Source organism: uncultured Aquitalea sp. (genome assembly GCF_945957525.1).
In the GTDB taxonomy this organism is placed as follows: domain Bacteria; phylum Pseudomonadota; class Gammaproteobacteria; order Burkholderiales; family Chromobacteriaceae; genus Aquitalea.
The window spans coordinates 187,166-208,967 of record NZ_CAMFLA010000002.1 but is presented as its reverse complement, the minus strand read 5'-3'; the positions used below and the strand labels follow the sequence as shown (position 1 = coordinate 208,967).

General features: G+C 59.9%; 20 protein-coding genes and 1 other RNA gene. 12 read left to right on the top strand and 9 right to left on the bottom strand.

What is annotated here, in order from left to right; genetic code table 11:
• Nucleotides 1-8: 8 nt before the first annotated feature.
• The gene (locus tag Q0P52_RS02760; protein WP_293764225.1) at nucleotides 9-587 is read left to right on the top strand and encodes a DNA-3-methyladenine glycosylase I; all 579 of its coding nucleotides are present in this window, start codon (nucleotides 9-11) and stop codon (nucleotides 585-587) included.
• A 1-nt stretch (nucleotide 588) separates the two neighbouring features.
• On the opposite strand, the gene Q0P52_RS02755 is transcribed toward Q0P52_RS02760, so the two are convergent.
• From Q0P52_RS02755 to argE, 3 genes are all read right to left on the bottom strand, one after another.
• The gene (locus Q0P52_RS02755) at nucleotides 589-855 is read right to left on the bottom strand and encodes a hypothetical protein (protein ID WP_293764222.1); all 267 of its coding nucleotides are present in this window, start codon (nucleotides 853-855) and stop codon (nucleotides 589-591) included.
• A gap of 191 nt (nucleotides 856-1,046) precedes the next feature.
• Nucleotides 1,047-2,435, bottom strand: coding sequence for a sodium-dependent transporter (locus Q0P52_RS02750; protein ID WP_293764220.1), 1,389 nt, complete (start codon nucleotides 2,433-2,435; stop codon nucleotides 1,047-1,049).
• Between the two features lie 135 nt (nucleotides 2,436-2,570).
• Nucleotides 2,571-3,743 carry an acetylornithine deacetylase gene (gene argE, locus Q0P52_RS02745; RefSeq protein WP_293764217.1) on the bottom strand — a complete coding sequence of 391 codons (1,173 nt, stop codon included), beginning with the start codon at nucleotides 3,741-3,743 and terminating at the stop codon, nucleotides 2,571-2,573.
• 182 nt (nucleotides 3,744-3,925) lie between these two features.
• Here argE and ffs point away from each other — a divergent pair.
• Together ffs and Q0P52_RS02735 are read left to right on the top strand one after the other, a co-directional pair.
• Nucleotides 3,926-4,024, top strand: an RNA gene (gene ffs / locus Q0P52_RS02740) — signal recognition particle sRNA small type.
• Between the two features lie 258 nt (nucleotides 4,025-4,282).
• A complete protein-coding gene (locus tag Q0P52_RS02735) occupies nucleotides 4,283-4,606 on the top strand; it encodes a helix-turn-helix domain-containing protein (protein WP_293764214.1) in 324 nt (107 codons plus the stop codon).
• Between the two features lie 145 nt (nucleotides 4,607-4,751).
• Here Q0P52_RS02735 and Q0P52_RS02730 read toward each other — a convergent pair whose 3' ends face one another.
• A complete protein-coding gene (locus tag Q0P52_RS02730; protein ID WP_293764211.1) occupies nucleotides 4,752-5,201 on the bottom strand; it encodes a universal stress protein in 450 nt (149 codons plus the stop codon).
• Between the two features lie 129 nt (nucleotides 5,202-5,330).
• Between Q0P52_RS02730 and Q0P52_RS02725 the strand changes: the two genes are divergently transcribed.
• The 4 genes from Q0P52_RS02725 to xerC all read left to right on the top strand — a co-directional run bounded on the left by Q0P52_RS02725 (nucleotide 5,331) and on the right by xerC (nucleotide 8,019).
• Nucleotides 5,331-5,756, top strand: a complete 426-nt coding sequence (locus tag Q0P52_RS02725) for a thioesterase family protein (RefSeq protein WP_293764208.1) — start codon at nucleotides 5,331-5,333, stop codon at nucleotides 5,754-5,756.
• Between the two features lie 21 nt (nucleotides 5,757-5,777).
• Nucleotides 5,778-6,191: a hypothetical protein gene (locus Q0P52_RS02720; RefSeq protein ID WP_293764205.1), complete on the top strand. Its 414-nt coding sequence runs from the start codon at nucleotides 5,778-5,780 to the stop codon at nucleotides 6,189-6,191.
• 78 nt (nucleotides 6,192-6,269) lie between these two features.
• Nucleotides 6,270-7,121, top strand: coding sequence for a MoxR family ATPase (locus tag Q0P52_RS02715; protein WP_293764203.1), 852 nt, complete (start codon nucleotides 6,270-6,272; stop codon nucleotides 7,119-7,121).
• A complete protein-coding gene (gene xerC, locus Q0P52_RS02710; protein ID WP_293764200.1) occupies nucleotides 7,114-8,019 on the top strand; it encodes a tyrosine recombinase XerC in 906 nt (301 codons plus the stop codon). Before Q0P52_RS02715 ends, xerC begins: the two co-directional genes overlap by 8 nt.
• Nucleotides 8,020-8,097: 78 nt before the next feature.
• Here the strand turns inward: xerC and Q0P52_RS02705 are convergent, their stop codons facing one another.
• The 5 genes from Q0P52_RS02705 to apaG form a co-directional block, all read right to left on the bottom strand.
• A complete protein-coding gene (locus Q0P52_RS02705) occupies nucleotides 8,098-9,552 on the bottom strand; it encodes an aminoacyl-histidine dipeptidase (protein WP_293764198.1) in 1,455 nt (484 codons plus the stop codon).
• A gap of 198 nt (nucleotides 9,553-9,750) precedes the next feature.
• Complete coding sequence (locus Q0P52_RS02700; RefSeq protein ID WP_293764196.1) at nucleotides 9,751-10,542, bottom strand: iron-containing redox enzyme family protein; 792 nt, start codon at nucleotides 10,540-10,542, stop codon at nucleotides 9,751-9,753.
• A gap of 18 nt (nucleotides 10,543-10,560) precedes the next feature.
• A complete protein-coding gene (locus Q0P52_RS02695) occupies nucleotides 10,561-13,011 on the bottom strand; it encodes an EAL domain-containing protein (protein WP_293764194.1) in 2,451 nt (816 codons plus the stop codon).
• A 347-nt stretch (nucleotides 13,012-13,358) separates the two neighbouring features.
• Nucleotides 13,359-15,152 (bottom strand): ABC transporter ATP-binding protein/permease, encoded by a 1,794-nt coding sequence (locus tag Q0P52_RS02690; RefSeq protein ID WP_293764192.1) that lies wholly within the window; start codon nucleotides 15,150-15,152, stop codon nucleotides 13,359-13,361.
• Nucleotides 15,153-15,331: 179 nt separating this feature from the next.
• Complete coding sequence (apaG, locus tag Q0P52_RS02685) at nucleotides 15,332-15,712, bottom strand: Co2+/Mg2+ efflux protein ApaG (protein WP_293764189.1); 381 nt, start codon at nucleotides 15,710-15,712, stop codon at nucleotides 15,332-15,334.
• Nucleotides 15,713-15,813: 101 nt separating this feature from the next.
• Here apaG and rpe point away from each other — a divergent pair, with 101 nt between their 5' ends.
• The 5 genes from rpe (at nucleotide 15,814) to Q0P52_RS02660 (ending at nucleotide 21,787) form a co-directional block, all read left to right on the top strand.
• The gene (gene rpe, locus Q0P52_RS02680; protein WP_293764186.1) at nucleotides 15,814-16,494 is read left to right on the top strand and encodes a ribulose-phosphate 3-epimerase; all 681 of its coding nucleotides are present in this window, start codon (nucleotides 15,814-15,816) and stop codon (nucleotides 16,492-16,494) included.
• The gene (locus tag Q0P52_RS02675; protein WP_293764183.1) at nucleotides 16,494-17,246 is read left to right on the top strand and encodes an SDR family NAD(P)-dependent oxidoreductase; all 753 of its coding nucleotides are present in this window, start codon (nucleotides 16,494-16,496) and stop codon (nucleotides 17,244-17,246) included. Before rpe ends, Q0P52_RS02675 begins: the two co-directional genes overlap by 1 nt.
• 40 nt (nucleotides 17,247-17,286) lie before the next feature.
• Entirely contained in the window at nucleotides 17,287-17,961 is a 675-nt protein-coding gene (locus Q0P52_RS02670) for a phosphoglycolate phosphatase (protein ID WP_293764180.1), read from the top strand.
• Nucleotides 17,962-18,170: 209 nt separating this feature from the next.
• Nucleotides 18,171-19,637, top strand: a complete 1,467-nt coding sequence (gene trpE / locus Q0P52_RS02665; RefSeq protein ID WP_293764355.1) for an anthranilate synthase component I — start codon at nucleotides 18,171-18,173, stop codon at nucleotides 19,635-19,637.
• Nucleotides 19,638-19,900: 263 nt separating this feature from the next.
• The gene (locus Q0P52_RS02660) at nucleotides 19,901-21,787 is read left to right on the top strand and encodes a lytic transglycosylase domain-containing protein (protein ID WP_293764178.1); all 1,887 of its coding nucleotides are present in this window, start codon (nucleotides 19,901-19,903) and stop codon (nucleotides 21,785-21,787) included.
• Nucleotides 21,788-21,802 lie beyond the last annotated feature (15 nt).

Genomic DNA, 21,802 nt, shown 5'->3' with positions numbered 1-21,802 from the left:
CACCGCTCATGACGCCACTTGACGACACCCTTCCCCGCTGCCCTTGGTGCGGCACGGATCCACTCTATGTCGCCTATCACGACGAGGAGTGGGGGCGGCCTGTCCACGACGATAAAAAACTGTTCGAGATGCTGATTCTTGAAGGCGCTCAGGCCGGCTTGTCGTGGATCACCATTCTGCGCAAGCGGGAGGGGTATCGCCGCGCCTTCCACGATTTCGACCCGCACAGAGTGGCGGCCATGACGGAAGACGATGTGGAGCGACTGATGCTGGACAGCGGAATTGTGCGCAACCGTCTGAAAATACGCAGCGCCATGCGCAATGCGCGGGTGTTTTTGCGCATGCAGGAACTGCACGGCAGCTTTGACCGCTGGCTATGGGCGCACACCGACGGCAAACCCGTGCGCAACCACTGGACCAGCATGGCTGACTGCCCGGCCAGCACCCCGCTGTCGGACACCATCAGCAAATCCTTGAAAAAGGCCGGCATGAATTTTGTCGGCACCACGGTGATTTACGCTTTCCTGCAAGCGGCAGGCGTAGTCAACGACCACATCTCAAGCTGCCACCGCGCGCTAGAAGACTGACTCAAGCCACTTTGCGCTCGAAAACAACGGTACGGAACAAGCCGTCTCCCGAATGAAAGGGTTTGGCGCAGACAGTGTCTTCATCCTGACAGAACGCCATCATCTTCCAGCACTGCACCAGTTCTTTGAGCTCCTCCTCTGACCACGGCCCGGCGTAGCGATCAGGCACCAGCGCGGTGAGCTTGCCGCACAAATCCGCCAACCCTTCCGGCCTGGCCAGCTGCGACGGCGTGAACTGCAACACATTCCCCTTGGCTTTCTTGTTCATGCTGCCCTCTTTCTCTCCGAAACGATGGAGCAAGGTCTGCATCTTAATCACAGATCATTATTCACCGCCAGTTGAAAGACTGTTAGAAATCAAAGAAAGCAGCGATTGCATCAAAAACGCAACGCACTAATGAAAACAGGCCGTTACACCGAAGTGTTACGACCTGTTCTCAACTTGAGGCCTGCCTGCAATCAGAACACTTTCAAGCCTTTGAGCATCACCACCAGAATCAGCAAGGGGGATACAAAGCGCACCACCACAAACAACACCCGCACCAACCCTTCATTGGCTAGCTGTCCGTCATTGGACAAGGCGGCCTTAAGGCGATCGAAACCCCATACCCAGCCGACAAACAGGCAGAGGAAAATGCCGCCCAGCGGCATCAGGATGTTGGAGGTGACAAAGTCGAACAGATCGAACATGGTCATGCCGAACAGCTTCACCTCGGCCATGCTGCTATTGGACAGCGCACAGGTGGCGCCGATGGCCGCCAGCAACAACAGGTTCATTACCGTCGCCTTGGGGCGGCTGACCCCGAATCGTTCACTCAGCACCGATACTGGCACTTCCAGAATCGACAGCATCGCACCCGTGGCGGCAATGGCGGCCAGCACGAAGAAAGCCACCATGAACACATGGCCCAGCGGCATATTGGCGAATACCGCAGGAATGGTGATAAACAACAGCGAAGGGCCTGCTTCCGGCTTGAAGCCAAAGGCAAACACGGCCGGGAAGATGGCGATGCCGGCCAGCATGGACACGAACAGGTCCGCGCACATCACGCGCAGCGTGGTGGCCGGAATGTTCTGATCGTCACGGAAGTAACTGCCGTAGGTCATCATCGTGCCCATGCCGATGGACAGCTTGAAGAAAGCCAACCCCACCGCCGTCAGCACCACGCCCGCCGTGATCTTGGAAAAATCCGGGGTAAACAGAAAGGCAACGCCCTGCATCGCGCCCGGCAGCATCAGGCTGCGCACGCCAATCACCACCAGCAGCAGGAACAACACAGGCATGAGCTTCTTGGTGACAGCCTCGATGCCCTTGGAGACACCCATCAGCAGGATGCCGCCAATCAGCGCCAACACCACCCATTGCCATACCAGAGACTGCACAGGATTGGAGATCAGACTGCCAAACGCGGCGGATGTGACCTTGGGGTCACTGGAAAGGATATCCCCGCCAACAGCCTTGAACACATAGGCGAATACCCAAGCGGCCACTTCTGAATAGAAAGCCATGATAAGAAAGGCGGACAAGACGCCAAAAGCGCTGATCAGCCACCAGGGCTGACCGGCAGGCGCCAGCTTTTTCAGCGCAGTTACCGCGTCGGCTTTGGCTTTACGGCCCAGCATGATTTCGGAAATCATCACCGGCAAGCCCACCAGCAAGGTAGCGATAACGTAAACCACCAGAAAACCGGCGCCGCCATTGGTGCCGGTCAGATAAGGAAACTTCCAGATATTGCCCAGGCCTACTGCGGAACCCAACGTGGCGGCGAGCACGCCAAAGCTGGAAGTAAAACCGTCACGCGCCTTGACCGGGCTGGCGGGTGCGGAGGATCTGTTGTCCTGTTTCATTGTGGTGTCTCGATCACTGCAAAAAACAAGCCCGCTCGGGGGGTAACCAGGAGCGGGCACCTCTGTCACCGGGTTGACCGGTGCCGGGATTCTGAAGCGATTTGACAGGCAGCGCAAAAAATTTTACGAAAAGCCCTATTGCTCACCACACAATTCTTCGGCCAACCGTTGCAACCAGTCACAACAAGCCAGCAATTGATCCGTCTCAATATATTCGTCGGGGCGGTGTGCCTGCTCAATCGAGCCCGGTCCCAGCACAACGCAGGGCATCCCCGCGGCATGAAAAACACCGGCCTCCGTGGTGTACGCCACGCCCTGCCCGTTCTTGCCGCCGCACAGTTTCTCTACATAGCCCAACACCGCATTGTCTTCGCCGGACTCAAAAGCCGGGCAAAAAACGCGCGGCTCGATGGAGATATCAGCCTCAGGCGCCACACTGCGCATTTCTAGCAACAAGGTGTCGGCGTAATCGCGCACCGACGCCACGAAACGCTGAGGATCATCGCCCGGCAGCCAACGGCACTCAAAGGTGAACTCGCAATCCTTGGGTACGATGTTGTTGGCTGTCCCGCCGCTAATGGTGCCAGTTTGCAGCGTGGTGAACGGCACATCATATAAAGGTTGGTGGTGACCGAAAGAGGCCTCGGTATCCGCCAGTCTGCGCACGTGAGTAATCAGCCTCGCCGCATACTCAATTGCATTGACACCATGCGGCGTCAGCGAAGAATGTGCCGCCCGGCCGCGCACATGGCAGTGATAATGTGCAATACCCTTGTGCGCCACGACCGGCAGCATGCTGGTGGGCTCGCCGATCAGGCAACCCGCCACCCGCACCTTGTCTTCCAGCAGCCCTTCGATCAAGCGATGCACCCCAAGGCACCCCACCTCTTCGTCGTAAGAGAGCGCAATGCCGATTGCCTGCTTCAAACGCCCGGCCTCTGCCAGCCTTACCCACTCCGGCACCAGCGCCAGGATACAAGCGATGAATCCTTTCATATCGGCCGAGCCGCGACCATACCAGCGACCATCCCCCTTGTCGGTCAACACAAAAGGATCGGAACTCCACGCCTGACCATCCACCGGCACCACATCCGTGTGACCCGACAGCACCATCACCGGAAGGCCCGGCGAGCCGATACGCGCAAACAGATTCGCCTTGCCGCCCACGTCATCCATCGTCAACCGGCTCTCGACACCGTACTCGGCAAGATACAGACGAACCCAGTCAATCAGTTGCAGGTTGGAATTGCGGCTGGTGGTATCAAAGGCAACCAGACGGGACAAGTGGGGGCGGATGGATTCAAGCATGAGCGGGTCCTGGTGACATAAAGCGGGCCAGACGCCAGTCTGCACCGATTGCGGCCGGCTTCGCAACACGCGATCAGCCAAGGCAAGAGCGTCAGACTATGGCGCGCATGAGAAAAGCGGCCGATTTGTCATGTTTTGCTTGGCAAGAAGGATGCGAGCAGGTATCATTCGACCTCTTCAATGGCGGGTCTCCTCGCATTGAGCGGTAGCAAACCTGGTCAGGTCCGGAAGGAAGCAGCCATAGTTACTTAGCTCAAGTGCCGAGGGTCAGGCTCGCCACCCCTCCCCCTTTTAGTTTGTTTCAAAAAACCGACATCAAGGTATATGTTTTCGTCATTTCAGCGAAATTCATTTGTCCTCCACCATAAGAACACGCTAACATTAGCAAAAAATGATTCACCACAGCGTGGAACTTAATGTTTTTTCACGCATCTGATTATTCCTGATGGATTTTTTTTGCTATTTTTAGGACAGAGGCTTACGCCTCACCATACCAATAATTAATTAAGCCAATACTATTAGCCTTTGAGGAACATCCCATGAAACTGTTTGAAAAAATTCCGAATCCGCGTGAAATCCGCCGCAAACTGGGCCTGAACCAGCAAGAGTTCTGGAGCCGCATCGGCGTCACCCAATCCGGCGGCTCCCGCTACGAAAGTGGTCGCAATATGCCCAAGCCGGTGCGCGAACTGCTGCGTCTGGTTCACGTTGAACAGATCGATCTGTCCAAAGTGCGCCGCGAAGACTTCGAAATCGTGGAATACCTGAAGGAAACCCACCCGGATCTGTACAAGAGCCTGCGCAAGGCCGTACGCGCCCAGATGGAAGCCCAGGAAGGCGCCGGCGAAACCGCCGCCAACTGAGTCAGCGCTTCATACCGCCAAACGGCTGCCCGGCTTTGCCCCGGCAGCCGTTTCTTTTTGCCTACGCACTCAAGCCCCGCTGCGTTTAGCAAACCCGCAGGCACAAAAAAGCCGGGCCATCCGACCCGGCTCTTTTAAGCCAACCTCACTCGCCGGCGTTGCGCACCAGCAGCACAGGCACATCCGCCTGTTTGAGCAAACCCTCGGCCACACTGCCCATCAACATGTGCATGAGTCCTGTCCAGCCGTGCGTGCCCATGACGATCAGGTCTGCCCCCCACGTCGAGGCATCGTCAACCAGTACCGAGGCGATCTTGTCTCCCCAGCTTTCAAGAATTTTCACTTCAGGCTCAAGTCCTTCCGCCCTAGCCTGATTGGCAGCCTGATTCAGCACCTGCTCGCCAGCCTGCTTGATGGATTTCTGCAGCTCCGACGCATCCAGAAACTCGGTCCCGCCCCAGCCGAACTGAGCCAGATCGACAACGTGCACCAGACGCAACTGGCTGCCTTCGTGCTTGGCCAGACGGCAAGCTTCCGCCAATGCGAGATTGGAGGTTTCGCTATCGTCCACCGGAACAAAGATACGTTGATACATAAACCGACTCCTTTGTAGTGTTTGATGTGTGTGCCCAGCAATCCCAGTCTATCAAATCGGCATGGCATACGGTTGATGCAGGTTAAGAGTGTGATTAGACTCGAACACACTCCATTCACGGTGCTTCTCATGCCACGCGTCAAGATCGACCTTCCCGAGCGCTTTGTCTTCTCCACCAGACTGGATATCCGCATCGGCGACATCAATTACGGCGGCCACATGGCCAACGACGCCATTCTCAGCCTGGCCCACGAAGCACGGCTGCGCTTTTTCAAGAGCCTGGGCTATACGGAGCTGGACGTTGAAGGCGTAGGCATCATCATGGCGGACGCCGCCATCGCTTACCGTGCGGAAGCCTTTCACGGCGACCAGCTGCGCTTCGATATCGGCCTTACAGACTTCAACCGCTGCGGCATGGACATCGTCTATCAGGCGGTCGATGACAAAACGGGTAAAGAAGTGGCAAGATTGAAAACCGGCATCGTGTTTTTTGATTACGCCAACCGGCAGGTGGCTGCCATGCCAGACGCCTTCCGCAGCAGATTCACCCCATAAAAAGAGAGAGGGGGCAGTCCCATGAGAACTTATCCCGTCAACAGCCCGGAAGCCATTGCCCGTATTCTGGCCATGTTCATGATCACCGACGGCAATATGGACCCGCGCGAGCTGGACCTACTGGAAACCGTGCACGTCTATGATTTGATCGGTCTGCCGCGCAAACAGTTCGCCAAAGTGCTGGCTGATTATTGCGACGACATCTCCGACGAAGCCGAGCAGGACGGCACCATCCACCTGCTCGACAAAGAGCGCGTCAATAGCCTGCTTGCTGAGGTTACCGACCACAAAAAGCGTATCCTCACCGGCGCGCTGGCCATCGACATCAGTAAATCCGACGGTACCATCAGCGAACCGGAAATGGCTCTGCTGAAACATCTGATGAAAACCTGGGGCATTACGCTGGACGACATCGAACGCCAGTTCGTTCGCTGACGCCGCTCCGCCCCGCCCGCAAAGCCGCCAGCTGTCTCGTGGCGGCTTTGTCGTCAATAAAAACAAGGCTGACACCACATGACCACCCGATTCACCGGCAGCGAACACTACGTTGCCACCGAAGACCTGATGATGGCCGTCAACGCGGCCATCACCCTGCAACGCCCGCTTCTCATCAAAGGAGAGCCCGGCACCGGCAAGACCATGTTGGCCGAAGAAGTGGCCGCCAGTCTGGGTCGTGAGCTGATAGTCTGGCCGATCAAGTCCACCACCAAGGCGCAGCACGGACTGTACGAGTACGATGCTGTCTCCCGGTTGCGCGACTCGCAACTGGGAGACGCCAAAGTGCACGACATCCGCAACTACATCGTTAAGGGCAAGCTCTGGCAAGCCTTCGAGGCAGATGTCGCCCCGGTGCTGCTGATCGATGAAATCGACAAGGCCGACATCGAATTCCCCAATGATCTGCTGCGCGAACTGGATCAGATGGAATTCTTCGTGCACGAAACACAAGAGTTCGTCCGCGCGCGCCAGCGCCCCATCATCATCATTACTTCCAACAACGAGAAAGAGCTTCCCGACGCCTTTTTGCGCCGCTGCTTCTTCCACTACATCCGCTTCCCGGATCGCGACACCATGCAGGCCATCATCGATGTGCACTACCCGAAACTGCAGCAACAGTTGGTGGGAGAAGCGCTGGAGGTGTTCTTTGCCATCCGCGAACTGCCCGGCCTGAAGAAAAAACCCACCACCTCCGAACTGCTGGACTGGCTCAAACTACTGTCAGCCGAAAGCATCGCCCCGCAGGAACTGACCGAGCGTCATGCTTCGGCCAACCTGCCTCCGCTGGCAGGCGCGCTGCTGAAAAACGAGCAGGATCTGTCTTTGTTTGAACGACTGATGCAAATGGCCAAGATGCGCCGTGGCTGATCTCGCCAAACCGTCGCTGCCGGACGAGTTTGCCGACTCACTGCGGCTGGACGGCAAAAGCCCGCACACGCTCAGCGCCTACCTGCAGGATCTGCAATCGCTGCAGCCGCTGCTGAGCGGCAAGGACTGGCGCGACGCTGGCAGCGATGACATCCGTCGCGCACTAGCCACCCTGCACGCACGCGGTCTTGGCAGCCGCAGTCTTGCCCGCAAGCTATCTGCCTGGCGGCAGTTTTACGATTGGCTGGAGCAGCGCGGCAGCGTGAGCACCAACCCCTGTCACGGGCTGCGCGCACCCAAGCAGGACAAACCCCTGCCCAAGGCACTACCCGTGGATGGCGCCTCCGGTCTGCTGGATCATATCGAAGGCGACGACACGCTCAGCTTGCGCGACAAGGCGCTGTTCGAGTTGATGTATTCCTCCGGCCTGCGCCTGTCCGAGGCCGTCAATCTGGACATGCCGGATCTGGATTTACTGGAAGCGCTGGTCACTGTCACCGGCAAGGGCAACAAGACCCGCGTGCTGCCCATCGGGCAGACTGCGCTGGACGCGCTGCAGGCATGGCTGCAACAGCGCGCTACGCTTGCCGCCTCGGAGGCTGTCTTTATCAGTCAGCGCGGCGTGCGCATCAGCCCCAGACAGGTACAAAAGCGTCTTGCCGAGTGGGCAATTCGCACTGGGGCTGATCGTCACGTGCACCCTCACATGCTGCGCCACTCATTCGCCAGCCACATGCTGCAATCCTCCGGCGACCTGCGCGCCGTGCAGGAACTGCTGGGCCACGCCAACCTCAGCACTACGCAGATTTACACCTCGTTAGACTTCCAGCATCTGGCCAAGGTGTATGACGCCGCCCATCCGCGCGCGCGGAAAAAGGATCCGAACGACGAAGCATAGGCCAATCAACCAGATAGGCCGCATAAAGAAAAAGCCCCGCCATGCGGGGCTTTTATCGTGACGGGCCTTCGGCCAAGCTCAGACTGCGGGCACTGCCGCCAGTACCGCTTTGAGCAACTGCCAGGCGGATGCCACCGACGCCACTTCCACCCGCTCGCCAGGCGCGTGCGCGCCGCGAATGTTGGGGCCGAAGGACACCATGTCCATGCCCGGGTATTTGGCGCCGAGAATGCCGCACTCCAAACCCGCATGAATCACCTGCACGCCAGCCTTGCCGCCAAACTCCTTGGCGTAGACCGACTGGAACAAGGCCAGCAGCGGCGATTGGGGATTCGGCGCCCACCCCGGATAGCCGCCTTCCATTTCCACCTTGAAGCCAGCCAGCGAGAACAGACTTTCCACTTCGTGCGCCAGCATGTGCGTGCCGGAATCAAGCAAGGAGCGCACCATCAGATTGGCAAAAACCTTGCCGTCGCCAATCACTACCACGCCCAGATTGTTGGAGGTTTCCACCACCCCGGCCACCCGCTGACTCATGCGCTTCACCCCGTGAGGGGCGGCGTGCAGCGCCGCAAGAATGGCCTGCTGATCCGCCTTCGCCATCGCAGTGACTGCCTCGGCGGCGGCCGATTCAATGATCACGCCCTCATCCACGCCGGCCAATTCAAACCGCAGCAGATTCTGGAACGCATCCAGCTTGGCGGCCACCTTGTCCGCATCAGCGGATGGCCAGCAGACTTCGGCAAACGCCTCGCGCGACAGCGCGTTGCGTGCCGTGCCGCCCTTGAGGCTGGACAGACGCAGGTCGGTCATCGCCTCCAGCTCGCGCAGCAGGCGCAACAGGATCTTGTTGGCGTTACCGCGACCGAGGTGGATGTCCGCGCCAGAGTGGCCGCCCTTCAGGCCTTTCACCACCAGCGACGCGCCAACGTAGCCAGCCGGTACAGGCTCCACGACATAGGCGCGGCTGACATTGACATCAATACCGCCGGCACAGCCCATATAGAACTCGCCCCACTCTTCGGTATCGATATTGATCAGCATCTTGCCTTGCAACAGGCCGGATTCCAGCCCCAGCGCGCCACCCATGCCAGCCTCTTCATCCAGCGTCATCAGCACTTCAACCGGCCCGTGCGGCACATCGTCGGAGGCCAGCACAGCCAACCCCATCGCCACGCCAATACCATTGTCCGCGCCCAGCGTGGTGTTTTCAGCCACCAGCCAGCCATCTTTCAGCACAGGACAGATCGGGTCCTTGAAGAAATCATGCTCGGTGCCGCTATTGGCCTGGCACACCATGTCCAGATGGCCTTGCAACACAACGCCGACGCGGTTTTCATAACCCGGCGAAGCCGGCTTGCGCACAATCAGATTGCCTACCGCATCCACTACGGTTTCCAGCCCGCGCAACTCGGCCCACCCTTTGAGGTAGTCGCGCAGCTGCTCTTCGTGCTTGGAGGGACGGGGGATCTCGCACAGGGTTTGAAATTGCTCCCAGACGACGCGGGGTTCCAGTTCGGCGATTTTGCTCACTTGCAATCCTTTGCTTCGACATGCGACCGCCTTGTGAGCCGCCGCAACAATAAGGAGCGGCGCACGGCAGGGCCGTGCGCCGACTGACTCAGCGACTGTATCACGAGCCATGCATTCCCGTCATGGGGACTTCCCTGCAAGCGGAAAAACAAATGCCCCGGCACATCGCCGGGGCATCAAGGCAAAAACAGCTTTAAATCAGACAGCTACTGCAGAACTTCGACGAGAAACCGGTACGCTTGCCGAGCCGGCCTTCATGTAGTGATCCTGCAAAAGCCGTGTATAGCGATGACTCTGGCAAATGGCATAACGAAGTTTGTCCACTGTTTCGGCCGACGGATTCAAGCCCACCAAGGTCACAATGATTTCCAGCGCCTCCCAGGGGTGGGCATCGTCATACTTGGCGTGGAGCTTCAGCCACTTCATAGCCGGGGCGCGCACCGACTCGTCAAACAGCTCGGCATAGTGATCTTCCGAACAAATGCGAGCCGACCATTCGCCTGTGACGCCTTCGATAGCGTAATTGGTAGCCGCCATGGCGATGGCCAGCGATTCGCGATCGCACACCTGCCAGCACCAATGGCTGAGGGTTCTGGTTTCCAGAGCCTGCTGATCGTCCAGCAGTTCTTCCAACGAGATACCGCTGGCGGCCGCCCAGGCTACCCAGTGATCGGCGTGGTTCTGCTCCACGCGGATGTTGCGGATCAGATAACGGCGCGCCATGTCTTCGCCCGGGCCAGTGCCATAGCGGATCTTGATCAGGTTGCGCGCCATGTACTGCGGAAACTGTTCGATCACCGGCCAGCCGCCAATGAGGAAGGCGCGATGAATGGGCGCGGGCAAAACGCCGTCCTTCATCATGGTGATGAGATCATGCTGCACGATCTCGGCCTTGAGCTTGTCGCAATGATGGATAAGCTCTTGGGTCCATTCCGGGTAGCTGGCCGCCTCCATGAGGGGGCCGGTTCTGACAAAATGCTGTTCTTGCATGTATTCCCCTTTTCTATCCTAGGGTCTGTATGGCTCGTGCGCAGCGCCGCTGCCGCTTGTCTGCGACAACGCCGGCGGCAGCGCCGAGGAAAACGGAGTGGGTTCACCGATGAAATACCCCTGGACGAAATCCACTCCGATACGTCTCAGCTCTTCGAGAATTTCTCGCGAGCCGACGAATTCCGCGACGGTCTGCTTGCCGGTGACATGGCCCAAATGGTTGATCATTTCCACCATGGTGCGGTTGGTATTGTCTACCAACATGTCCCTGACGAAGCTGCCGTCTATTTTCAGATAATCCACGTTGAGGCTTTTCAGATAGGCGAAAGACGACATGCCCGCGCCGAAATCATCCAGCGAGAAACGGCAGCCAACCGCCTTGAGAGCATCAATGAAGGCAGTAGCCCGCGCCAGATTGCTGATGGCGCTGGTTTCCGTCACTTCGAAACAGATACGCTCCGGCGCAATGCCATACCGGCCCAGTTGGTCGCGGATGAAATCGAGAAAGCCATCATCCCCCAGCGAGGCGCCCGAGAGGTTCACCGCGCAAAGCGCGATGTCGTCCACGCCCACCTGCCGTCTCGCTTGCAATGTTTCGAAGGTCTTGCGCACCACATAGCGATCAATTTCAGGCATCAGGCCAAAACGTTCAGCAGCAGGAATGAACTGGCCCGGCAAAATCAGGCCGTCGGTTTCGCTATCAAGCCGCAACAACACCTCCAGATGCCGCCCCCCGGCTGGCGCGTCAGCCGCCGCCGGCACCACTTCCTGTCCGTACAGGCAAAAACGCTCTTCCTCCAGCGCATCGCGCAGCCGCTGCACCCAGGCCATTTCATGCGATCTGGCCTGCAACTCCGCATCGCGATCGTTGTAGATCTGAATACGGTTGCGGCCTTTTTCCTTGGCCATATAACAGGCAATGTCGGCCGCCTGCATGGCTTCGGCCAACGTGGCCCCCGCCTCATGCAGGGACACCAGACCGATGCTGGTGCTGACTGAAAACAGCATGCCTTCCCATTGGAAGTGCGCCTGACTGATCGCCCGCCGCAAACGGTCGGCCTTTTCCAGCGCAGCGTCTTCGCTGCAATCCTCCAGCAAGACGCCGAATTCATCACCGCCCAACCGCGCCAATACGTCCTCGTTGCCGAGTTGATCGGTCAACAGGCGCGACAACTGGCGCAACACTTCGTCGCCGGCGCCATGGCCGTGGGTATCGTTGATCAGCTTGAACTGGTCCAGATCGACAAACAGCAGGGCATGACGCGACGAGGCCATCGCCAGCCGCCCCAGCGCCTTCACGACGCGCTGTTCGAACTCGCGCCGGTTGTAAAGACCGGTCAGCGCATCGTGAGCGGCCTGCCAGGACAAGTGGTTTATGTACTGCATTTCCACCGATTTGTCATGCAAGGCCAGCACCAGGCCGGCCACCCTGCCGTAAACGTCGTGCACCGGTGTGGCCACCATCGACACCATATGCTTTTCACCATCCGCGGTTTGCAAGCGCAGCAAGGGGAAATGCTGCTTGCCCGCCGCCTGGGCGCGCAGGCTGGCCATGGTCAGCGCATCGTTGCCGCCGCCGGACACGTCCAGCAATGTCAATCCATCCTCAAGGTAGGAACCGGCCAGCGCGCGCCCCTTGGCGCCCAGCATCACTTGCGCCACTGCGTTCAAATACAGCACCTTGCCCGACAGATCGACCGACACCACCGCATCGCCCACGGCGTCGAGCGTGGCTTCCACCCGCTCTTTTTCTCCATGCAGGGCATCTTCGAAGCGGGCCGACTGCAACAGCAGCAGGCGCACCTGGCGAATGGTGAGCGCCAGCAACACCAGGCCGGCGATCAGATTGATCCACCACAGTCCGAGACTGGCCATGCGAGACCCCTCTCCCAGCACGGCGGAGAAGGACCGGGTAGGCTCCCGCAACTCATCGTTGATCTCGCGAATGCGCTGGCTGGCCAGCATCAGTTCATCCTGGCTGATGCTGGCCTGGGTAAAGCCGTCATGCAGGCGATCCGCCAGGCTGGCCAGCTCCATCACGTAGCGATCGCCAATCTGCCAGAAGTAAATGGCCTGGCTCATATAGCTCACATGGCGAAACCAAAGGAAAGCGCGTATGCCGTTTTCCACGTCTTCAGGATGCGTGCCGCCTTGCAGCATGCCTTGCCGGGCTTTTTCCAGATCCGGCTGGGGCTGGTCCAGCGCCATGCGCGCCTGCCGGTAACCCAGTTGAATGGCTATGGCCGACTGATAGGCTTGAAAGTCATTGGGCGAGCGGGTGCCCGCGTAACGGGACAGATAGTAAATAGCGTCCTTCTGTGCTTTGGACCACTGCCCCTCGCCGGCCACATATGCCCGGATGGTGCTCAGTACATTCAGGCTGAATGTACTGAGCACCAGCAAGGCAAGCATGATGGCGACAAAAGGCCACACCACTTCTATCAATCTGCGGCTGCGATGAACTTTCATGGCAACATTCCCCAATCTGCCGATTTGCCGGCCGGAAAAGCCAGCCGCGGAGACATCGTCTGATCACACATGGCGCCTGCTTGTGACTGCCGCGTTCCAGATCAGGACCACATCCCGGTATTGCTGTATTGCGCCTGCCTGTTTTTATGACGTAAGAGCGGCAATAGCACGGTTATTATATAGCTCCATTTAAATGTCTATTCACTATTCGTGTCAACATTTCAAAGCAATTGCTCTAATAATATATCGCGATATGCCATCCATATAGGTAAGCGTCGGATTTCATCCTGAAATCACAAGAAAAAAGGCCGCATCGCTGCGGCCTTGGCATTTTCAACCCACGCGGCTTAACCGGCGAGTACGCTATCCTCCTGCTCTTGCTGCAAGCGCCACATCTCGGCATAACGCCCGCCTTGCGCCACCAGTTCGCGGTGGCTGCCCTGCTCGACCACCTGGCCGCCATCCATCACCACGATGCGGTCCGCATCCACGATGGTGGACAGGCGATGGGCGATGATCAGCGTGGTGCGATTGGCGGAAATGGTGGCCAACTCCTGCTGAATGGCCTTCTCCGTGCGTGAATCCAGCGCACTGGTAGCCTCGTCAAAAATCAGGATGGGCGGATTCTTCAGGATGGTGCGCGCAATGGCCACGCGCTGTTTCTCGCCGCCGGACAGTTTCAGGCCGCGCTCGCCCACCGGCGTGTCGTAGCCCTTCGGCAAACCCATGACGAAATCGTGGATGTGGGCGGAGCGCGCCGCCTCTTCCACTTCTTCGCGGGTGGCGTCCGGACGACCGTAAGCGATGTTGTAGTAGATACTGTCGTTAAACAGCACGGTGTCCTGCGGCACGATGCCGATGTGCGCACGCAGGCTGTCCTGCGCCAGAGCGCGGATGTCCGCCCCATTAACCGTGATGGCGCCCTCGCCCACGTCATAGAAGCGGTACAGCAGCCTGGACAAAGTGGACTTGCCCGCGCCGCTGGCGCCCACCACGGCCACGGTGCGACCGGCCGGGATATCAATGGACACATCGCGCAGAATGGGACGGGAAGGATCGTAAGCAAAACCCACCTTGTCGAAGCGGATGGCGGCTTGGCGCGTGTCCAGACGAGGCGCGCCCGGGCGATCTTCCACTTCAAGGTTGGCCGAAAGCAGGGTGAACATGCGCTCGATGTCGGCCAGCGAGTGCTTGATCTCGCGATAGACGAAGCCGAGGAAATTGAGCGGGGCGTACAACTGGGTAATGAAAGTGGCCACCAGCACCACGTCGCCCACGGTCATGCTGTGGTTCACCACATCGCGCGCGGCCAGCACCATGATCAGCGTCACGCCGGTGGCGATGATGGCGCCCTGACCGGCGTTCAGCAGCGACAGCGACACCTGGTTCTTTACTGCCGACGCTTCCCAGGCAGCCAGATTCTTGTCGTAACGCGCCTCTTCATAACGCTCGTTATTGAAGTACTTCACCGTCTCATAGTTGAGCAGCGCATCAATAGCCTTGGCGTTGGCCTTGGAATCCAGGTCGTTCATGCTGCGACGGAACACGGTGCGCCATTCGGTGATGACCAGCGTGAAGACGATGTAGATGACGATGGTGCCCAGCGTCACGGCGGCGAATTCCCAGGCGTAACGGTGCATGAGAATGACCGTGACCATGCCGATTTCAAGCAGCGTGGGCAGGATGTTGAAGACCGTGAAATTGAGCAGGAAGCCGATGCCCTTGGTGCCGCGTTCGATGTCTCGACTCATGCCGCCGGTCTGGCGATCCAGATGAAAGCGCAAGGACAGTTTGAACAGATGCTGGAACACATTGCGCGCCACGCTGCGCACCGCGCCCTGGATCACGCGGGCAAACACTGCATCGCGTAGTTCGCCCAGCACGCTGGACAGCAAGCGTGCCGCACCGTAGCCCACCAGAGCCATGACGGGAATGGCCAGCAGCGTGGCCGGCACGGACAGCTGATCGATGATGTCCTTGAGGTACAGCGGCACGCTGACTGCAGCCACCTTGGCCAGCACCATGCAGGACAAGGCCAGCGCTACGCGCCATTTGAAATCCCACAGATAGGGCAGCAGGGTTTTCAGGGTTTGCAGATCATTGCGGTCGGTCGGCGCTGGGCCGGTATGGCTGGTTCGCATGGAATTTTCTGAATGGAAAGTGACAGGCCGGCCAAGAGCGGCTAATAAAAATCTGTATCCCGGCTGAGACAAGGCGCGCCGTAGCAGGCAGTACTTGAGTACGGCCGCCGACGCAACACAGCATCAGGCATTTTGCCAGCCGCTCCAGACACCCGCCGATAGTACGCTGGCGCTATGGATTAGTGCAGCACCCGTGGCGCCACCAGCTGCATCTCCGGAATCGGCGCGTCAAAACGCTTGCCGTCGTCAGCCAGCATTTGGTAACTGCCGGACATGGAACCATACGGCGTTTTCAGGTGGGCCGAGCTGGCGTATTCATAACTTTGACCAGGCTCCAGGCGCGGCTGATCGCCCACCACGCCCATGCCCCGGACTTCCTGTTCCTGATTGTTGGCGTCGCGGATGATCCAGTGACGGCTGATCAATTGCGCCGGCTCCGTGCCGGTGTTGGTCAAGGTGATGCGATAGCCGAAGATATAGATATCCGCCGCCACATTGGATTGCTCCTCGATGTAGTGCGGTTCGGCGCTTACTTCGATGCGGTAGGTTTTCTCGGACATGGCGTCCTCCCTCTTGTGTTGTTCTGCATTTTATCCCGCTCGCCAGGCCATGGCGCGCTAAAATAGCGGCCATTCCTCTCCAATACGTTTCAAGGTAGACCATGCGCAACTTCCGTATCGCCCCCAGCCTGCTTTCGGCCGACTTTGCCTGCCTAGGCCAGGAGGTGCGCGACGTGATCGCCGCCGGCGCGGACATCATCCACTTCGACGTGATGGACAACCATTACGTGCCCAACCTCACCGTGGGCCCACTGGTATGTGAGGCCATCCGCCCGCACACGCAAGCCCCGATCGACGTGCATCTTATGGTGAAGCCGGTGGACAGCCTGGTGCCGATGTTCGCCAAGGCCGGCGCCGACATCATCACCTTCCACCCCGAGGGCTCCGAGCACATTGACCGCACCCTGGGGCTGATCAAGGAAAACGGTTGCAAGGCCGGCCTGGTATTCAACCCGGCCACGCCGCTGTCCTGGCTGGATCATGTGATGGACAAGGTGGACATGATCCTGATCATGTCGGTCAATCCGGGTTTCGGCGGCCAGAAATTCATCCCCCACGCGCTGGAAAAAGTACGCGAAGCCCGTCGCCGCATCGATGAATACACCGCCGGGCACGGCGGCGAGATCTGGCTGGAAGTGGACGGCGGCGTAAAAGTGGACAACATCGCCGAAGTGGCCGCCGCCGGCGCGGATACCTTTGTCGCCGGTTCGGCCATCTTCGGCCAACCCGACTACCCCAGCGTGATCGCCGCGATGCGCGCCGAACTGGCCAAGTCAGCCTGATGCCCGCCGCCATCGTCACCGGCGCGTCGCGCGGGCTGGGTCTGGCTTTTGCCGCCGACCTGCTGACCAGGGGTTATGCCGTCGCAGGCGCGGCCCGTCGTGAAAGCGAAGACTGGCGCACGCTGGCGGCCAATCACCCAGGCAAAGCGCACTTTCTTGCCGCCGACATGGCCGACAGCGCGCTGCTGGACGGCATGTTGGCCGAAGCGCTGACCCTGCTTGGTGGGGACTGCGACGACGGCGTGCTGCTGATCAACAATGCCGGCGTGGTAACGCCCATCGCCAGCGTCGGTTTTTACCCAGCCCAGGAGCTGGCGCAAGCCATCGCCATCAACCTGACCGCGCCCATGCTGCTGACTGACGCCTTGCTGCGCCATACCGACGACCTGGCCGTTGAGCGTCGCGTGCTGTGCATTTCCTCCGGCGCCGCCGTCAAGGCCTACCCCGGCTGGGGCGTCTACGGCAGCGGCAAGGCCGGTCTGGACCACTTCTGTCGCCACGTGGCGGAAGAACAGGCCGACGCCGCCAACCCGGCGCGCATCGCCGCCATTTACCCGGGTGTGATCGATACCGACATGCAGGGGGCCATTCGCGACAGTGATCCGGCGCAATTTCCCAACAAACCGCGCTTCGAAGCGCTGAAAGCCGAAGGCGGGCTCAGCAGTCCTGCCGACGCCGCCCGACGCATTCTCGACTACACCCTGTCCGACCGTTTTGGCGAATGCCCGGTGCTGGATATTCGTACACTGTAAGCCACCGGGGCCGCCCTGCGCCCCGCGCACAAGGAATCTCATGAATCTGCAAGACATCAAAGCTGTTGCTTTTGACCTGGACGGCACGCTGGTGGACTCCATTCCCGATCTGGCCGCCGCCGCCAACGCCATGCGCCAGCACCTCGGCCTGACGCCACTAGCCGATCTGCGCATCCAGGAACACGTCGGCGACGGCATCGCCAGCCTGGTGCACCGCGCCATCACCGACCAGCGCGAAGGTCAGGCCGAGAGTGCGCAATGGGAAGCCGGCTTTACCTTCTTTGTGCGTTACTACCACGAACACCTGACCGACCGCACCAGCATTTACCCCGGCGTACTGGCGGCGCTGGACCTGCTCAAGGCCCTGCAACTGCCGCTGGTGGTGATCACCAACAAATCGGAATATCTTGCCGTGCCGCTGCTGGAGCAATTGAAACTGCGCGACAGCTTCAGCCTGATCATCGGCGGCGACACCCTGCCGGAGAAAAAACCTTCCGCGCTGCCACTGGAGCATGTGTGCCAGGTGCTGGGCATCAAGCCGGCCGAACTGGTCATGGTGGGCGACTCTCACAACGACGTGCTGGCTGCGCGCGCGGCCGGCTCCGCCGCCGTGGCGGTGAGTTATGGTTATGGCGACGCCGCCAATCTGGGCGCGGATCTGGTACTGGACAATCTTGCCGAACTGTACGATTTGATGAAGAATAAAACCCGCTGATCATCAATCCGACCATGGAAAATCCTCGCATCATGACCTTCCTGCCCGCTCCGGCCAGCTGGCGATGGCAACGCTGACAAGCCGCTCCTCACCCATAACGCACATGGAGCGCGTTCAATTGCCGCCAGCCCGTCACGGCCTTGCCTTGAACTATGCGGCACGGCGGAGCTGAACCAGCTCCCGGCTCACACCACGGTTTTCAGGTTTACATCATGACGCAAGAAGAATTCGCCAGACTGGCCGCCGCCGGTTACAACCGCATCCCGGTAACGCTCGAACTGTTCGCCGATCTGGACACACCGCTGTCCGTCTACCTCAAACTGGCCAACCAGCCCTATTCCTATCTGCTGGAATCCGTAGTGGGCGGCGAGCGCTTCGGGCGCTACTCCTTCATCGGCCTGCCGGCCACCACTCGCCTGCGCGTCAATGCCGACCGCGTGCAAGTGGAATACGGCGACAAAGTCATCGAGCAATACCAGGGCGACCCGCTCGCTTTCATCGAACAATTCCAGCAGCGCTTCAGCGCGCCACCCATCGATGGCTTGCCGCGATTCACCGGCGGCCTGGTGGGTTACTTCGGCTACGACACCATCCGTTACGTGGAAAAACGCCTGGCCAAAACCCAGAAGCCCGATCCGGTAGGCACGCCGGACATCCTGCTGATGGTGTCGGAAGAGCTGGCGGTGGTGGACAACCTGTCCGGCAAGCTTTATCTGATCGTCTACGCCGACCCGGCAGTGCCCAACGCGCTGGCCAAGGCTGAAAGCCGTCTGGGCCAGTTGCGCGCCCGCCTGCGCGAGCCCATGGACATTCCGCTGTCTCTGCCCTCGCAAACCAGCCGCGCCGTTTCCGAGTATGGTCAGGAGGCGTTCAAGGATGCAGTGGAGCAGTGCAAGCAATACATTGTGGACGGCGACATCATGCAGGTGGTGCTGGCCCAGCGCATGCAGATGCCCTACAGCGATTCGCCCTTGTCGCTCTACCGCGCCCTGCGCAGCCTCAACCCCTCGCCCTACATGTTCTTCTACCATTTCGACGACTTCCACGTGGTGGGCTCCTCGCCGGAAATCCTGGTGCGCCGTGAGCATGAAACCGTGACAGTGCGCCCCATTGCCGGCACCCGCGTGCGCGGCAAAACCCGCGATGAAGACGAAGCGTTGGCCGAAGAGCTACTGGCCGATCCGAAAGAAATCGCCGAGCACGTGATGCTGATGGACTTGGGCCGCAACGATATCGGCCGCGTCGCCGCCACCGGCAGCGTCAACATCACCGACAACATGGTGATCGAGCGCTACTCGCACGTGATGCATATTGTTTCCAGCGTGGAAGGCAAAGTGCGCGAGGGCGTGTCCAATATCGACATCCTGAAAGCCACCTTCCCCGCCGGCACCCTGTCCGGCGCGCCCAAGGTGCGGGCGATGGAAATCATCGACCAATTCGAACCCACCAAGCGCGGGATTTACGGCGGCGCGGTCGGCTATCTGGGTTTCAACGGCGATATGGACCTCGCCATCGCCATTCGCACCGCTGTGGTCAAAAACCGCATGCTTTACGTGCAATCCGGCGCCGGCATCGTCGCCGACTCGGTGCCGGAATCCGAATGGCAAGAAACCCAGAACAAGGCCCGCGCCGTAGTGCGCGCCGCAGAGCTCGCCCAGGGCGGGCTGGACGCCTGACGCCGTCCTCAGCCCGGCATGCGAAACACCGCAAAGGCACGCATGGCGTGCCTTTTTTCTTGCCCCCCGCGGCTGAACTTTTCCCCTGCGGGCTGTCAACCCTCTGCCCTGGCCACCCTGGCGACATGGTTGCGTCGCCATTTGCAGGTATACTTTGCGACTTCATTGTCGATTTTGCCGCCGCGCCGGCGCGCGGCCTGAGCCCACTTTCCGGTTTTGCACGGCGACGCTTGGTCGTTGCCAGAAAATGAGATCAATCCAGCATGCGTTTTTCCGCTTTCCCCCACCGTCTGCTTCCTGTTGCCGCCCTTCTGCTGCCTGCATTTGCGCTGGCCGGCAACGACGACGATCTGGTCGCCGCCCGCGATGCCTACCGCGCCAACAACCTCAGCCGCTTGCAAGCCATCGCCGATGCCATGCCGGCCAGCTACCCGCTCAAGGACTACCCGGCTTACTGGCTGACGCTCAAGGCGCTGGATCAGGACAACGACGCACAAGTCGCACGCTTTCTTTCCAGCGTGAAAGAAGGCCTGCTGCCCGAGCGCATCCGCAATGAATGGCTGAAGAAACTGGGCAAGCGAGAAAACTGGTCGGCCTTTGCCGCCGAATGGAAAAAGCTGCCGGATGAAGGCCGCGATGACGAATCCGCCTGCTATGGCCAGCTACTGGACATGCAGTCCGGCAAGAAGCCGGACAATCTGGACCGTTTCCTCGACAGCCGCCCCGCGCCGGAAGGCTGCAACACGCTGATGGCCACCGCCTACGCCAAGGGCTATGTGAATCAAGACTGGCTGTGGCGGCGCGTGCGCTTGCTGCTGGCCGGCAACTTTGTCACCCAGGCCCGTGCGCTGGCCGATGCCGGCAATCTGCCGCTGGACAATGCCGCGCTCAACAAACCCGCTTCGGCCAACCCCGCCACGCCCGGCGGCCAGGAAGCCATCGTTTACGACATCGTGCGCAAGGGGCGCACCGACCTGAATGCCGCTTCCAGCACGCTGGTCAATACGGAAGCTTCGCTCAGCAAAGACCGCCGTGGCTTTGCCTGGGGCCAATTGGCGCTGTATTCGGCACGCAAGCAAATGCCGGCCCAGTCCTTGCAATGGTTCGCCAAGGCCGACCCGCAACAGCTCACCGCCGAACAATGGGAATGGTGGGCCCGCTCGGCACTGCGCGGCGAGCAATGGCAAAAACTGGACGAGATCATCGGTGCCATGCCGGCCGAGGTGGCCGGCAAACCGGCCTGGCAGTACTGGCGCGGTCGCAGCCTGAAGCAAATGGGCAAGCCCAATGAGGCCACCACGTTGTTTGCTCGCGCCAGCGTGGGTCACGCCTACTACAACCTGCTGGCGCTGGAGGAGCTGGGCAACGCCATGTCCGCCCCGGCCGCCAAGGGCACGCCGTCCGGCGACGACATCAACGGCATGAAGAACGACCCGAGCGTGAAACGCGCGCTGGCGCTGTTTAGCGTCAGCCAACGCTTCGGCAAACCCGAACTGCGCACCGACGCCACCCGCGAATGGCGCTGGGGCATGCGCGGCCGCAACGACATGCAGTTGCTGGCCGCCGCCGAAATCGGCCGCCGCGAAGAGTTTTTCGACATGGCCATTTACAGCGCGGAACGCACCAAGGAAGAACACGACTTCTCCCTGCGTTACCTCACGCCCTATCGCGACGTGACCCGCCGCTACGCCGGCGAAATCGGCGTGGACGACGCTTGGGTGTATGGCCTGATTCGCCAGGAAAGCCGCTTCATCGTGGTGGCCCGCTCCGGCGTGGGCGCGTCCGGACTGATGCAACTGATGCCCGCCACCGCCAGCTGGGTGGCGAAAAAAATCGGCCTGACCCGTTATCAGGTAAACGACATCGACACCAATGTGCAAATGGGCACCTGGTATCTGAAATACGTCAAAGACAATCTGATGGGCAACGAGGTGATGGCCACCGCCGCCTACAACGCCGGCCCGGCGCGTGCCCGCGCCTGGCAGGACAGCCGGCCGCTGGACGGCACCATCTACGCAGAAACCATTCCCTTCAGCGAAACCCGCGACTATGTTCAGAAAGTGATGGCCAACGCAGCGTTCTACGCCAGCAGTTTCGGCCACGCCAATCTGTCCCTGAAAGCGCGCATGGGAACCGTGCCCGCGCGCTGATCTGACGAGGAGAAA